We start from the raw sequence: 15099 nt of genomic DNA, 5'->3' as shown, positions 1-15099 counted from the left end.
TCTCCTTCATGAGAGCGCCGTGTCCATCACCATCATCAGCACGAAGCCGGCGATGAGGCAGCAGGTCGCCGCCAGCGCATCGCGGCGGCGATGCGGATCGGGAATCACCTCATGGGCCAGCACGAATAGCATCGCTCCCGCCGCGCCGCCCAGTGCCCAGGGCAACATCGCGGCCGACAGCGAGACCAGGGCTGCGCCTGCCACTGCGGCCAGCGGCTCCACCAGTCCCGAGAGAATGCCGCAGCCGATGGCGTCAGCGCGCGAGTAACCGATGCCACGCAAGGCCGTGGCGACGATCATGCCCTCCGGGATGTCCTGCAAGGCGATGCCGAAGGTCAGTACCGAGGCCTGCTCCGGTGCCACGCCGCCATAGGCCACGCCCACGGCCAGACCTTCGGGGAGATTGTGCAGCCCGACGGTAAGTACGAACAGCCACACCCGTCGCAATGCCGCCTGACGCGCCAGCTCGTCATGGCCCTGCCCGGCGCGTTGCAGCGCCAGCACCAGCAGCGCACCGCAGAGCACGCTGGCACCGGTGACGAGACTGGCCATCTGCTTGCCGGCCCCGCTCTCCTCCAGACTGTGCAGGGCAGGAAGGATCAGCGAGAACACCGACGCCGCCAGCATCACGCCCGCACCAAAGCCGGTACAGCAATCGGCCATGCGCGGCGAGAAACGGCGCGACAAGAACAGAGGCAAGGTGCCTGCCGCCGTCGCTGCGGCGGCGGCCATCCCGCCGCAATAGGCGCGCCAGATGCGTTCATCCTGCGCACTCCACCAGCCGATGACCGCGGCCAGCATCACCACCCCCAGGGCGACCAGCGGCCAGCGCAGTCGAATGGCATCGGGGTCAGCAGGGGTGGCAGATGCCGCAGCGGTCTCGGCGGAGACCGGCGCCGGTTCCGCCTCCAAGAGCGTGAAGCTGGTCACGGAGGGCTCGACTTTCTTGAGCATGTTGTCCTTGCCTGAGCGGAGTGGGCGTGCCTGCAATCAGCGCATGGCCAGTGCAGACACACAAGATGATGGAAGTCTCCGAGTCTAGCGGCGCGCCGTCATGGGCTCCATCGGACTAACACTGAATGTCGGACCTGTGGTCGTCCGACGGCCAGCTGCTGCCGCGCTAAGGATCTCCGACACGCGTCATCGTCAACGATCACCGCCTGTTTTCCGCTCGCGCCGATGGTATGGCTGAGCGCTCGCCTCCTAGCATGAAGCCTCTGTTGAACGCACCGCTGTGCCGGACCTGCGGCGAGTCGGTCGCGTTCAGCTTCTGCCCGGCTTCTGCCCCGCTTCTGCCCATTAATCCCCCGACCTCGACAAGGAGTCCGATATGTTCGCTCACAACAAGCGCCTGCAATACACGGTACGCGTCGCCGGCCCCAATCCAGGGCTGGCCAATCTGATGCTGGAACAATTCGGCGGCCCGCAAGGCGAACTCGCCGCTGCCTGCCGCTACTTCACGCAGGCCATCGCCGAGGACGATCCCGGCCGCAAGGACATGCTCTTCGATATCGCCACCGAAGAACTGAGCCACCTCGAAGTGATCGGCAACATCGTCGTCATGCTCAACAAGGGCGCCAAGGGCAAACTGGCCGAGGGTGTGGAAGAAGAAGGCCTGCTCTACAAGGAAATCACCGGCGCGGGCAACGACAGCCACATCACCCAGCTGCTCTATGGTGCCGGGGCGCCGCTGGTCAATTCGGCCGGCGTGCCGTGGAGTGCCGCCTACATCGATACCATCGGCGAACCGACCGCCGACCTGCGCTCCAACATCGCCGCCGAGGCGCGCGCCAAGATCGTCTATGAACGGCTGATCAACCTGACCGATGATCCGGGCGTGAAGGAAGCCCTGGGCTTCCTGATGACACGCGAGATTGCGCACCAGAAGTCGTTTGAAAAAGCGCTCTATTCGATCCGCCCCAACTTCCCTCCCGGCAAGATGCCTGGCGATCCGCGCTTCTCCAAGGTCTACGTCAATCTCTCGCAAGGCCTGGGCGAGCAGACCGGTCCGTGGAATGACGGCAGGCAGTGGGAGCGTCTGGATGGCGCCGAAGCGCTGACCCCGGTCGATGGCGGCGATGGCCAGGCCACGGTCGAACTGGGCGCGGAAGAACAGGCGATGCTGGACCAGATGGCAGCGCGTACCGCCTCGGCTCAGGATGGCGAGTCCCTCACGGGCGCCGAGATCGGTTCGGCCGATCCCGAAATGAACCTCAAGGCCAAGAAGCCCTGAGCATCAGCCCGCACCGCTGAGTGCGCCTTGCCGCCGGCAAGGCGCCACCGCCGCTGACACGCGACGGCCACACCGACAAGGAGAATGTCATGACCACCGACGTCAACGAAAACCTGCTGGCCTGGCTCAAGGATGCCCACGCCATGGAACAGCAAGCCGAACAGATGCTCAAGGCCCAGGCCAGCCGCATCGATCATTACCCCGAACTCAAAGCGCGGCTGGAGTCGCACCTGCAGGAAACCCTGGGGCAGCAGGAACTGGTGGAGGGCTGCATCAGGCGGCTCAACGGCAGCGCCTCCCTGTTCAAGGACATGGCCGGTCGCATGACCGCATTCGCACAAGCCGCCGGCGGCATGACCCAGCACGATGAAGTGGTCAAGGGCGCCATTGCCGGCTATGTCTTCGAGAACCTGGAGATCGCCTGCTATACCTCGCTGATCGCCGCCGCCCGCGAAGCCGGCGACAGCGAAACCGAGCGCATCTGCACACAGATTCTGGAACAGGAAAAAGCCATGAGCACCTGGATGCTCAACAACCTGCCCACGGTGACGCGCGACTTCCTGGTGCGATCAGCCACGCCGGGCGAGAAGGCCAAGGTCTAGCCCACGCCAAGGCTGCGGCAGTGCGACCAGAGGGTCGATGCCGCCGCCTGCCAGCATCTGAACAAGGAGATTTCGATGAGCACGCAGGAACCCACGGTGGCGGTCTTTCCCTTCCCCACACTGGCCAGCGCCGAGCGTGCCTATGACGCTTTGCGCGAACGCGGCCTTACGGCGGAGCAACTGGAGTTGCGCGTCATGGATGACGAAGCCGGTCCTTCCAGCGGCAACTTCATCCTCGAGTACAAGGAAACCGACGTCCACTTCGACAGCAGCTGGATGGACATGCTCGGCAGCCGCGATGATCCCAACGTGGGAGCAGGAAGGCAGGAGGTGTTCTGGTCCTGCGAAGCGTTGCTGCTGGTGAGCACGCGCGACCCGCACATCCTCAACGCGCTGCAGGAAGTCTATCGCGCCAGCGGCATGGATTTCGACGCGGCACGTCAGTTGCGCGGCGCTGCCTCGCGTTGAAGCGGTGCGGCGCGCTGCGCCTGTAGCCAGGCATGCGCCTGCTCCGCCGCCAGCGGAACGGAAAACAGATAGCCCTGTCCGTACAAGGCCCCCAGCTCGCGCAGACTTTCCAGGTGCGCGAGCGTTTCCACCCCTTCCACCACACAGGCCAGTTGCATGTCATGCGTCAGGGCCAGCAGCGACTTGACGATCTTGCGGCTGACCGCATTGTGGTCGATATCGGCCACGAAGCTCTTGTCGACCTTGATGCGCGTGAGTGGCAGGGCATGCAGGTGGCTCAGGCTGGCATAGCCGGTACCGAAATCATCGAGCGTGATCCCGCATCCCAGCTGGCGCAAATTGCTCACCAGCTGCCGCGACTTCTGCAGATCCTGCAGCACTGCCGTCTCGGTGATTTCCAGATCCACGCGCGAAGCGCAGACGCCGGAACGGGTGATGACCTCCACGATCTGCTCCATCCCTTCGCGGGTATTGATGTCATTGGCCGAGAGATTGAAGGACAGGCGAATCTCCGGCGGCCACGTGGCGGCGGCCTGCAGGGCTTTCCTGAGCAGGATCACGCTCAACTGATTGATGATGCCCATGCGTTCGGCCGCCGGGATGAATTCCATCGGTGCCACCGTTCCCTTGACCGCACTATGCCAGCGCGCCAGGGCTTCGAAGGCGATCGGCTGGCAATCATCCAGGCGCACGATGGGCTGGAAGTACACCGACAGTTCGCGGTCAAAATCGGCCAGTCGCAAGGCTTGTTCGATATTGGCATTGCGCTGGATCTGCGCCTTGTCCTGTTCCGAAAAGAGCGTCACGGTACCGCGCCGTTCGCGCTTGCCCTGGTACAGGGCATAGTCGGCGTGCTCGTAGAGCGAGCTGGCATCGACGGCCATGTCCGGGAAAGTGGCCACACCCACCGATGCGGCAATCTGCACCGTGGCCTTGTACAGCACGAAGGGCTGGCGCAGCGCATCGCAGATGCGGCCACCAAACTGTTGCAGGGCCTCGTCGCTCAGGTCGGCATCGATGATGATGGCGAACTCGTCTCCCCCCAGTCGCGCCAGATGGAAGCGCTCGTCATGGCAGACCGCCGACAGGCGCTGGCCCACTTCCACCAAGAGCTGGTCACCATGGGTGTGGCCATACAGGTCATTGACGGCCTTGAAACCATCGAGATCGAGAATGGCGACGGCGAAGCGCTGACCACTGCCGGTGGCACGGGTGCATATCTCATCGAGCCGGGCGAAGAACTTGCGCCGGTTGGGGATGCCCGTCAACGAATCGATGTTGGCCAGGCGCAGGTTCTCGTCGCTCAGCAACCCGGTCTTGACCTGGGCATCGATCAGACGGGTGAAATCAGAGTAGTGGCTGTTGACGATGGCCAACATGCCAATGGTCACCAGCACCACGTTCAGGGCGGCGGCCACGAAGGTCGGGATGTTGGTGGACAGGAAGAACAGCGTAAAGATGCCATTGACGATCAGCGCCACCGACAGCGCCGCCGAGCGCAGGTACATCAGGCAGAAGATGCAGCAGACGACGGTGATGCCCATATAGAAGGCCACGTGGGCCTGGGCATAACTGTCGCCGTAGGGAAACAGCATCACCGACCACAGCGAGAAGCTGAACGCAATCGGTGCCGCCAGGAAATTGGTCCGTTTGAGAGCCCTGGCCGCCATCCCCGGCGTGGGATCGACATGTCGGCCACGCCACCAGTACGTCAGCCGCATGGCGCACAGCACCGTCAGCAGCGCCGGGTAATACAAGCTCAGCCATTGAGGTGCCAGTGGAAAGTAGGTCTGTGCCAGCGCCCAGCTGTTGATCAGCAGGATCAGGTACATCATCGGCATATTGCCGGAGAACGCACGATACTGCGCGATGAGCAGCTCAGGCTGATCGTAGTCGACGCGCCAGTAGCGGCGCACCCTGTGCATCAATGAGGAAGCAGACATCCTGTGCTCAGTGCCTTTTCATTTTTTACGCCGCCGCAGTACGCCATCAACAGCGCGGCACGCAGGCATTTGTCATCCGCAAGCTCATTATAGGAGGCTCAACGGCACGGCAAACTCAGGAAAAGCCTGAAGTATGCCCGCTTTCCGCCCGATCAGGAGTTGCCCGAAGGCGTGTCGGAACGCTGCGTTCAGCCTGCCGCACGGCAAGCGTTTCCGTGAAGCAGCTTTTGCTCCGTTTTCCCGGACATGGTTCGCAAGTCAGGCGCTTGTCCTACAGCATACTCACCAAGGCTCATCTACAATCGGGCGTAACCAGAAATCAAGGTACGTCATGTCCGAGCTTTCCTCTCGTGCCGATCCCCTGCAGCTTGCTGCCGGATCAGCCGTTGCTGCCCCGCTTGCTGCCCCGCTTGCTGCCCCGCTCGCGGCCGCGTATTTCGCGGTCGATGCGCACTGGCGCCTGGTCTATCTGGACGAGGCCGCCCTGGCATTGCTGGGCCAGCCTCAGGGCAGCGCACCCTCGCTGACCGGTGAAGTTCTGTGGCAGGCTTGTCCGGCCCTGGCCGGCGGCGCACTGGAGACCCCGCTGCGCGCGACCCTGGCCGATGGTCAGAGCCGTCAATGCCTCTACACACCACCCGGCCAGACGCACGTCTACGAGGTGATCTGCTATGCGCAGGCGCAAGGGGTGGCGGTCAGCCTGAGGGCGGCCCCGCCCTCGTCCGCGCAAGCCCGGCACCGGGACGGCATTGCCGAGGTGGCGCGCCTGACGCAGCAATCCGAGCGCCGACGACGTTTCTACGAAACCTTCCTCTCCACCACCCCTGACCTGGCCTATGCCTGGGATCTGAACCATCGTTTCACCTACGCCAACCGCGTGCTGCTGCAGATGTGGGGCAAGACCTGGGACGAGGCCATCGGCAATAATTGCCTGGAACTGGGCTACGAGCCCTGGCACGCCGAAATGCACAGCCGCGAGATCGAGCAGGTGCGCGCCACCAAGCGTCCGGTGCGCGGCGATGTGCCGTTCAACGGCACCTTCGGCCGCCGCATCTACGACTACATCATCTTCCCGGTGCTGGGCCCGGACGGCGAAGTCGAGGCCGTGGCCGGCACCACCCGCGACGTCACCGAACGCAAGAACAGCGAGGCCCGCCAGCATGCCCTGTTCCGCCTGGCTGAAGCGATCCGCGCGGCCGACTCCTTGCAGGACATTGCCAGTGCCGCCGCCCACATCATCGGCGATGCACTCACGGCGCGCTGGGTCAGCTACAAGACGCTGGGGCCGCAACAGCAGGTCGAGCAGCTGGGCCAATGGTCGTTCCACTCCGATGAGAGCGGCGCGGCGGCCCTGGCCCTGCATGACCAACGCCGTCTGAAGCAGGCCCTGCGCAGCCGCAGCGTGGTGCTGGTCGGCGACGTCGGCCGCGATGCCCGAACCGCCGACCTGAAACAGCAACACCTGGCGTGCGGCGTGGTCTCCTTCATGGACGTGCCGCTGATCGACGAGGGCCAGGTGACCGGTATCGTGTACGTCAGCAGCAATGTGCCCCGTACCTGGACCGACAATGAGCTGGCCATCGTGCGCGACATCAGTCAGCAGACGCAGGCGGCCTTTGAACGCATCCGCAACCAGCAGGCGCTGGCCGCCAGCGAAGCGCGCCTGCGCGAGATCAACGAGTCACTGGAAGCCGAAGTCAGCGCCCGCACCCGCGAACTGATGGCCACCGAAGAAGCGCTACGCCATTCGCAGAAGATCGAGGCCATCGGCCAGTTGACCGGTGGCCTGGCGCATGACTTCAACAATCTCCTGGGCGGCATCACCGGCAGCCTGGACCTGATGCGGGTGCGCCTGGTGCAAGGGCGCAGCGAAGAACTCTTACGCTACATCGATCTGGCCGCGCGCAGTGCGCAACGGGCGGCCTCGCTCACGCAACGCCTGCTGGCCTTTGCGCGCCGCCAGCCGCTGGCACCCCGTCCCACCAACGTCAACGCACTCATTGGCGACATGGAAGAGCTGATCCGCCGCACCATCGGTCCGGCCATCACGCTGGAGGTGGTCACGGCCGTCGCCCTGTGGCCGACCTTCGTGGACGGACCGCAACTGGAAAGCGCCCTGCTGAACCTGTGCATCAATGCACGCGATGCCATGCCCGATGGCGGACGCCTGACCATCGAAACCGCCAACAAGTGGCTCGATGACAAATGGGCGCAGGAACGTGATCTGCCGGCCGGACAATATGTCTGCATCGCCGTCACCGACAATGGCACCGGCATGCCACCGGACGTGCTGGCGCGCGCCTTCGACCCGTTCTTCACCACCAAGCCTATCGGTGAAGGCACCGGGCTGGGGCTGTCCATGGTGTACGGTTTCGCGCGGCAGTCCGGCGGGCAGGTGCGGCTGTATTCGGAAGTCGGCCAGGGCAGCACGGCGACGCTGTATCTGCCGCGCCATCTGGAAGACGCGCCAGCCGAGCAAGCCGAACCCGCCAGTGCCCCGGGGAGGGCCGGCAATGGCGAAGTGGTGCTGGTGGTGGATGACGAAGCGCCGATCCGCCTGCTGGTCGCCGAAGTACTCAACGACGCCGGCTATGCCGTGCTGCAGGCCGAGGACGGACCGGCCGCCCTGCGCATCCTGCACTCGGCAGCCCGCATCGACCTGCTCATCACCGACGTCGGTTTGCCGGGCGGACTCAATGGCCGCCAGGTGGCCGATGCCGCGCGGGCGGCGCGACCGCAACTGCAGGTGCTCTTCATCACCGGCTATGCGGAGAATGCCGCCTTCGGCCACGGCCATCTGCCTGCCGGCATGCAGCTGCTGACCAAACCGTTCAAGATGGAAACGCTGACACAACGCGTGCAGTCCATCCTGGAAAGCCGCAGCACCACTGGCTGAAAACGATATAAATAGAACCCATTTCATAAATAGGCGTGAGATGCGTTCTGTCCAGAAAGGGCGCTGGCAAGGCGCGCGACGCGTCGTGTGGCGGTGCCACACGCAAGGAGTGCAACGCGGCCAGCGCCCTTTCTGGACAGAACCCGGAGGGAGCGGCCCGTTTGGGCGAATTGCTGCGTTACGAATTTGGGTCAAGACGCCCAGTCTTGACCCAAATTCGCGCCTTGCACTTCATCCCAAACGGGACTCGCTCGCACTCACGCCTATTTATGAAATGGGTTCTAATTATTCCGAAACGGCCGGCGCGACTTGTTCGACCGCGCCCAGGCGCCACGATACGGCGTGCGCCGCCGCCCGCAGCAGCTGGGCCACATCGCCCCCGATGGCGGTATCGAAACTGCCGCTGCTGCCCATGACGGCCATCACCAGTGCCAGTTGTCCGGCGTGGTTGAAGACCGGCGCGGCCAGGGTATGGATGCCCGGCACCGGACGTCCCAGCGCCTGGTCCATGACCTGCCAGCGAATCTGGCGCAGCCGTTCGGCATAGTCGTGACGCAGGCTGCCATCGGGGTGGATCACGCTGTCGGCCTGGGTGCCTTCCATGCGGATCGCATCCATGGCCAGAGCACCGGCCAGCATATCGGGCGGCAGATAGGCCGCGCAGACACGGCCGATGGCGGTATGCACCATCGACAGCACCGTGCCGATGCGCAGGCTCACGTGCTGCGGCCGCGAAGATTCCTCCAGCCGCACCACCGTCGGTCCCAGCGGGCCGACCAGCGCGAGCGCCACCGACAAACCGGTCGCCTGCGCCAGTGTAGCCACTTCCGTCTCGGCTTCACGCAGCGGTGAGAGCCGCTGCAAGGCCGCCAGTCCCAGATCGAGACCGAGCGCACCGGGGAAGAAATTGCCCTGGGCATCGCGCGCCAGCAAGCCGATCTTCTGCAAGCTCACCAGATGCGGGAAGGCCTTGGCCGCAGGCATACCCGCCAGTCTGGCCAGGTCGCCCAGCGGCAGCGGCCGTCCGGCCTCCAGCAGGGCATCCAGCAGCGCCCCGGTACTGTCGAGCGACTGGATGCCGCGCTGGCTGCGCACGCTGTCTTCGTCATCTTCATCGGGCATCGGCACGGGCAGATGGGTGGTCTTTTTCATGCGGCGTCCTCTTCGCCAGCGGCGAGCGTGGCGGCAATGACATCGATGCAGCCGCGCAACTGGCGTGCCACCGTACCACGCCATCCCGCATCGATCACGCCGCTGCTGCCAATCACCGTCACCAGCAGCAGCAACTGTTGCTGCGCATCCAGGAGCGGCATGCACAGGCTGGTCACGCCCGGACTGGGCAGGTCGACGGCGCGCTCCATGCCGCGTTTGCGAATGGCATCGAGTGCTTCATGGAAACGGTTGAGTTGGCTCCTGGGCTGGCCCGGATGCTGTGCCTCCCACAAGGCCTGCCACGCGGAGAACGGGGTATAGGCGCAATAGGTGCGCCCGGTCGCGGTTTCCGACAGGGCCATGACGGTGCCCACGTGCAGGTTCACGTGCAGCGGCCGGCCGGCGTGGGCGTAATGCACGATGGTCGGACCAGCCGGGGTGGGCAAGGTGACGGCCACGCTCAGGGCCGTGTCCTGGCTCAGCTGCTGTACCTGGGGCAGGGCCGCGCGATAGGCCGGCTCCTGTGCCAGGCGCGCCATGCCCAGGCGCAGGGCCAGCGGGCCGGCCTCGTAATGGCCATCGCCGGGCGTGCGCTTGATCAGTCCCAGCCGCACCAGGCTCACCAGATAGGTGTGGGCCTGCGCCGAGGACAGCCCGGCCGCCGCCGCCAGCGCCACCAGCGGCAAGGGCTGGCGCGCCTGGGCCAGCGCCTGCAGCAGGCGCCCGGCCACTTCCACACTCTGGATGCCACGTTGTGTCTTGACGGGGGATGCGCTCATCCGATGATTCCAAGGTTGCAGGGTTGCCAGAACCCATTTCATCCATAGGCGTGAGATGCGTTCTACTCACGTGCCACCCGGCACGGAGCCTGGATTCTAAACCAACTCGCGTGCAGTGCAGCACGAACAAGCCCTCGATGCAGAAAACGTCAATTAATCGTTAACAAGCATATTTGATATTGACTAATCAAATCGCGCTGACTAAGATGCGATCAACCTGCTCATTGCAGGCGACAACAACACGATTTGACCCGCATTGATTCACGACGGGTTGGACGGAGACCTCCCCCGATGGCACACGCCATGTCCAGCCGCGTCCCCACCCATCTGACATTGAACGAGGCAGACATGGCCAAGGCTTTTGCATCCCAGGCGGATCTCGACGCCAAGAAAATCACCTTTGAACGCATCTCGGAAAACGCCTATGCGTACACCGCCGAGGGCGATCCCAATTCCGGCGTGATCATCGGCGACGACAGCGTGATGGTCATCGACACCACCGCCACCCCGGCGATGGCGCAGGACCTGATCGCGCGCATCCGCAGCGTCACCGACCTGCCCATCAAGTACGTGGTGCTGACGCACTACCACGCCGTGCGCGTGCTGGGCGCCTCGGCGTATTTCAAGGAAGGCGGCGAGCAGATCATCGCCAGCCAGGGCACCTACGAAATGATCGTCGAGCGTGGCGAAGCCGACATGAAATCCGAGATCGAGCGTTTCCCGCGCCTCTTTGCCGGGGTGGATACGGTGCCCGGCCTGACCTGGCCGACCATGGTGTTCGAGAAGGAAATGACGCTCTTCATGGGCAAGCTGGAAGTGAAGATCGCCCATCTCGGCGCCGGCCACACCAAGGGCGATACGGTGGTGTGGATCCCTGAGCAGAAGGTGCTGTTCTCGGGCGACCTGGTGGAATACGACGCCGCCTGCTACTGCGGCGACGCCCAGCTGGAATCCTGGCCGGCCACGCTCGATGCCCTGGCCGCGCTGCAACCGGAAGCGCTGGTACCCGGCCGTGGACCTGCGCTGCAAGGGCGCGCGCAAGTCGAGCAGGGCATCGCCTATACCAAGGATTTCGTCTCCACCCTGCTGCGTGCCGGCCGCGAAGCGGTGGCCGCCAGGATGGGCCTGAAGGAAGCCATGGCCCACACGCGCAAGCTGATGGACCCCAGGTTCGGCCAGGTCTTCATCTACGAACATTGCCTGCCCTTCGACGTCACGCGGGCCTATGACGAAGCCTCCGGCATCGTCCACCCGCGCATCTGGACGGCCGAGCGCGACAAGGAAATGTGGGCGGCGCTGCAAGCCTGACCCGCCACCACAAGAACGACGAAGAGAGCGAGGAGACTACAGATGAACAACAACCCAGCCATCGATTACCAGCAGCACCGTTTCGCCTACCAGGCCTGCCTGGAACAAACCCGTCCCGAGGAAGCGGCCGTGCATCCGGTGGTGGTCATCGGCGCCGGCCCGGTCGGTCTGGTGACGGCCATCGACCTGGCCCGCCAGGGCATCCGCGTCGTGGTCGTGGACGATGACGACGCCCTTTCCGTGGGCTCGCGTGCGATCTGCTTTGCCAAGCGCACGCTGGACATCTTCGACCGCATCGGCTGCGGCCAGCGCATGGTGGACAAGGGCGTGGGCTGGAACCGCGGCAAGGTGTTCCTGCGCGACCAAGCCATCTACGAATTCGACCTGCTGCCCGAGAGCGGCCACGCCCGGCCCGCCTTCATCAACCTGCAGCAGTACTATCTGGAAGGCTATCTGCTGGAGCAGGCGCAGCAGCACGAACTGATCGAAGTACGCTGGAAGAACAAGGTCAGCGCCATCATCCATCACGGTGAACATGAGGTGCTGACGATCGACACGCCCGAGGGCAGCTATCCCCTCAAGGCAAGCTACGTGGTAGCCGCCGATGGTTCGCGCAGCCCCTTGCGCAAGATGATGGGACTGGAAAGCGTAGGCCATACCTTCCGCGACCGCTTCCTCATTGCCGACGTCAAGATGGAAGCGCCCTTCCCGGCCGAGCGCTGGTTCTGGTTCGATCCGCCTTTCCACCCCAACCAGTCGGTGCTGCTGCACCGCCAGCCCGATGATGTGTGGCGCATCGATTTCCAGCTCGGCTGGGACGCCGATCCGGTCCTGGAAAAGACGCCCGAACGCGTGATCCCGCGCGTGCAGGCACTGCTGGGCAAGGATGCGAAGTTCACGCTGGAGTGGGTCAGCGTCTACACCTTCTCCTGCGTGCGCATGGATCGCTTCCGTCATGGCCGGGTGCTGTTCGTGGGCGATGCCGCGCATTGCGTCTCGCCCTTCGGTGCGCGCGGCGCCAACAGCGGCGTGCAGGATGCCGAGAACCTGGCCTGGAAGCTGGCCTACGTCCTGCAGGGCAAGGCCCCGGAGAGCCTGCTGGATACCTACGGCAGCGAGCGCGAATACGCAGCCGACGAGAACCTGCTCAATTCCACCCGTTCCACCGACTTCATCACACCCAAGAGTGCCGTCAGCAAATGCTTCCGCGATGCCGTGCTGGGTCTGGCCCGCGAATATACCTTCGCACGCAGACTGGTCAACAGCGGCCGCCTGTCGCTGCCGGCAACGCTGCACGGCTCGCCCCTGAACACCGCCTACGACGGTCCCTTCAGCGGTGCCATGCAGGCAGGTGCGCCCTGCACCGATGCGCCGGTACAAGGCGACGCCGGCCGAGGCTGGCTGCTGCAGCACCTGGGCGACCAGTTCGTGTTCATGATCTTCGCCGCCCCCGCCGCGTTGCCCGCCGTCCAACTGCAGGCACTGCAATCAATGGCAAAGGGCAGCGTGCCGCTGCGCCTGCTGTTCGTCAGCAGTACCGCGAGCACGGCACAGGACCGCGACGTACTGGCGACCTTGGGCCATGACGCGCGCCAGCTGCAGGACATCGAGGGCCTGGCCGCGCAGCGCTACGACGGGCAGCCCTTCACCTGCTATCTGGTCCGGCCCGACCAGCACCTCTGCGCAGGCTGGCGTGCGGTCAACCCGACAGCGCTGGCCGCCGCCCTGCAGCGCGCAACCGGTCACGCGCAAGGCGAACTGGCCACGCCCGTGCCCCACGCTGCCTGAGCAGAACACCCACCAGCCCTTTCTCCGAGGAGACACCATGAGCCTGAACACCGCCCCCAATCTGGCGCACCCGGATGACTTCTATGAAGCCCTGATCGACATGCATCGCGGCCTGGACGATGCCGCCAGCCAGGACGTCAATGCGCGCCTGATCCTGCTGCTGTGCAATCACATCGGTGACCACGAGGTGCTGATCGAGGCCATGCAGCGCGCGCGCGCCGGGCTTGCCCCGGCCTGCGCGGCGCTGGCCGAAGCGGCCTGAACCTGCCCGATCCTTCATCGACATCCACCCGACATCCACAAGAGCGCCGCCACAGGCGCCTACCCAACGGAGACATTCATGCAGACCCCATCCCCGGGCGCCGGTACGCTGGCCGCCCCTTCTGCGCTCGACCTGAGCGAAGCAGCCGAAGACGCGATCTATCGCAAGGTCTGGCTGCGCATCATTCCCTTCCTCTTCATCTGCTACGTGGTCTCCTTCCTGGACCGCATCAACATCGGCTTCGCCCAGTTGCAGATGAAGCACGACCTCGGCTTCAGCGACGCCATGTATGGCCTGGGCGCGGCCGTCTTCTATGTCGGCTACGTGCTCTGTGAAGTACCCAGCAACATGCTGCTGGCACGCTTTGGCGCACGTCGCACCTTCTCGCGCATCATGGTGCTGTGGGGCCTGGCCTCGGTGGGCATGATGGCCGTCACCGATGCCACGCACTTCTACGTCCTGCGCTTCCTGCTGGGGGTGTTCGAGGCCGGCTTCTTCCCCGGCATCGTGCTCTATCTCAGCTACTGGTTCCCGGCGCGGCGGCGTGCGGCCGTCATGGCGATCTTCTTTGCCGGCGTGGCGGTGGCCGGTGTGCTGGGCGGACTGGTCTCGGGCTGGATCATGCGCGACATGGCCGGGGTCATGGGACTGTATGGCTGGCAGTGGATGTTCGCCATCGAAGGCGCACCGGCGGTGGTGCTGGGCGTGCTGGTGATCTTCCTGCTGGACGATGGCCCGGCCCAGGCCAGGTGGCTCACTGCGCAGGAGCGCCGCTTCCTGCTGGCGCGCCAGAGCGAGGAAGCACAGCGTACCCACCAGGTAAGCGCCCATTCGCTGGCGGCGCTGCGGCAGGCGCTGTCGCATCGGCCGACTTACCTGTTCGCCTTCATCTACTTTGCGCTGACCTGCGGTTCGCTGACGCTGAACTTCTGGATGCCGTTGATGATTCGTGACTTTGGCATCAAGGACGTGGTGCAGGTCTCGCTCTATACGGTGATCCCCAATGCCATCGGCGCCATCGGCCTGATTCTCATTGCCCGCCGTTCGGACCGCCGCAACGAGCGCCACGGCCACTTCCTGGCCTGCACCACCGGTGGCGCCCTGGCGCTGGCGGCGCTGACCCTGCATCCTTCCAGCCTGGCCGTCTCGCTGGGGCTGCTGTCGATTGCGGCAGTGCTGATCTTTGCCGCCCTGCCGATCTTCTGGTCACTGCCGCCCGGGCTGCTGCCGGCCCAGACCATCGCGCCGGGCATCGCCTTCATCTCCAGCGTGGGCATCACCAGCGGCATCGTCAGCCCGTGGTTGATCGGCCTGGTCAAGACGCGGACCGGCAACATCGATATCGCGCTCTATATCCTGGCCGGCTTGCTGCTGCTCAGTGGCCTGACGATGTGGGCGCTGATTCCGCGCAAGGCTGCGCCAGCAGGAATGCCCCCTCCGGCCTGAACACGCGCGCTCTGCCGTGTGCGCCAAGCCGCCCTGTCTTTGCAGGGCGGCTTTTTTCATGCCTGCGCGTCCCGCTGTCGATACGATGCGGATCGTCTTGATGGCGCGTCAGCCAGAATTCACTGCCGCGCGTTAAGCGCCCAGCTTGATTGCTTCAGATAAAGAAGCCAATGTCGCGCTACGGCAAGCAGGTCAACAAACTGTCAGAATTCCTTGTTACAG

General features: G+C 64.6%; 12 protein-coding genes. 8 read left to right on the top strand and 4 right to left on the bottom strand.

The window, feature by feature from the left end; genetic code table 11:
- Positions 1–6: 6 nt before the first annotated feature.
- A complete protein-coding gene (locus AACH55_RS02780) occupies positions 7–954 on the bottom strand; it encodes a ZIP family metal transporter (protein ID WP_338717889.1) in 948 nt (315 codons plus the stop codon).
- Between the two features lie 376 nt (positions 955–1330).
- Here AACH55_RS02780 and AACH55_RS02775 point away from each other — a divergent pair, with 376 nt between their 5' ends.
- The 3 genes from AACH55_RS02775 to AACH55_RS02765 all read left to right on the top strand — a co-directional run bounded on the left by AACH55_RS02775 (position 1331) and on the right by AACH55_RS02765 (position 3303).
- Positions 1331–2233 carry a manganese catalase family protein gene (locus AACH55_RS02775; protein ID WP_338717888.1) on the top strand — a complete coding sequence of 301 codons (903 nt, stop codon included), beginning with the start codon at positions 1331–1333 and terminating at the stop codon, positions 2231–2233.
- Between the two features lie 89 nt (positions 2234–2322).
- Positions 2323–2835: a DUF892 family protein gene (locus AACH55_RS02770; protein ID WP_338717887.1), complete on the top strand. Its 513-nt coding sequence runs from the start codon at positions 2323–2325 to the stop codon at positions 2833–2835.
- Between the two features lie 75 nt (positions 2836–2910).
- A complete protein-coding gene (locus tag AACH55_RS02765; RefSeq protein WP_338717886.1) occupies positions 2911–3303 on the top strand; it encodes a hypothetical protein in 393 nt (130 codons plus the stop codon).
- On the opposite strand, the gene AACH55_RS02760 is transcribed toward AACH55_RS02765, so the two are convergent.
- The gene (locus AACH55_RS02760; protein ID WP_338717885.1) at positions 3276–5246 is read right to left on the bottom strand and encodes an EAL domain-containing protein; all 1971 of its coding nucleotides are present in this window, start codon (positions 5244–5246) and stop codon (positions 3276–3278) included. The two genes, AACH55_RS02765 and AACH55_RS02760, sit on opposite strands and share 28 nt — an antisense overlap.
- A gap of 331 nt (positions 5247–5577) precedes the next feature.
- Here AACH55_RS02760 and AACH55_RS02755 point away from each other — a divergent pair, with 331 nt between their 5' ends.
- Positions 5578–8142, top strand: a complete 2565-nt coding sequence (locus tag AACH55_RS02755) for an ATP-binding protein (protein ID WP_338717884.1) — start codon at positions 5578–5580, stop codon at positions 8140–8142.
- A 285-nt stretch (positions 8143–8427) separates the two neighbouring features.
- Here the strand turns inward: AACH55_RS02755 and AACH55_RS02750 are convergent, their stop codons facing one another.
- Both AACH55_RS02750 and AACH55_RS02745 read right to left on the bottom strand, forming a co-directional pair.
- Positions 8428–9294, bottom strand: a complete 867-nt coding sequence (locus tag AACH55_RS02750; RefSeq protein WP_338717883.1) for an IclR family transcriptional regulator — start codon at positions 9292–9294, stop codon at positions 8428–8430.
- The gene (locus AACH55_RS02745) at positions 9291–10073 is read right to left on the bottom strand and encodes a helix-turn-helix domain-containing protein (protein WP_338717881.1); all 783 of its coding nucleotides are present in this window, start codon (positions 10071–10073) and stop codon (positions 9291–9293) included. The genes AACH55_RS02750 and AACH55_RS02745 overlap by 4 nt, the downstream gene beginning before the upstream one ends.
- Before the next feature lie 348 nt (positions 10074–10421).
- Between AACH55_RS02745 and AACH55_RS02740 the strand changes: the two genes are divergently transcribed.
- From AACH55_RS02740 to AACH55_RS02725, 4 genes are all read left to right on the top strand, one after another.
- Entirely contained in the window at positions 10422–11381 is a 960-nt protein-coding gene (locus tag AACH55_RS02740) for an MBL fold metallo-hydrolase (RefSeq protein WP_338720153.1), read from the top strand.
- A 42-nt stretch (positions 11382–11423) separates the two neighbouring features.
- A complete protein-coding gene (locus AACH55_RS02735; protein WP_338717880.1) occupies positions 11424–13169 on the top strand; it encodes an FAD-dependent oxidoreductase in 1746 nt (581 codons plus the stop codon).
- 37 nt (positions 13170–13206) lie between these two features.
- Complete coding sequence (locus AACH55_RS02730) at positions 13207–13431, top strand: DUF2783 domain-containing protein (RefSeq protein ID WP_338717879.1); 225 nt, start codon at positions 13207–13209, stop codon at positions 13429–13431.
- A gap of 78 nt (positions 13432–13509) precedes the next feature.
- The gene (locus AACH55_RS02725) at positions 13510–14877 is read left to right on the top strand and encodes an MFS transporter (protein WP_338717878.1); all 1368 of its coding nucleotides are present in this window, start codon (positions 13510–13512) and stop codon (positions 14875–14877) included.
- The last annotated feature ends 222 nt before the right edge of the window (positions 14878–15099 follow it).

It is taken from the genome of Herbaspirillum sp. DW155 (genome assembly GCF_037076565.1).
Classification (GTDB): Bacteria; Pseudomonadota; Gammaproteobacteria; order Burkholderiales; family Burkholderiaceae_D; genus Herbaspirillum.
This window is presented reverse-complemented; position numbering and strand designations above follow the sequence as displayed.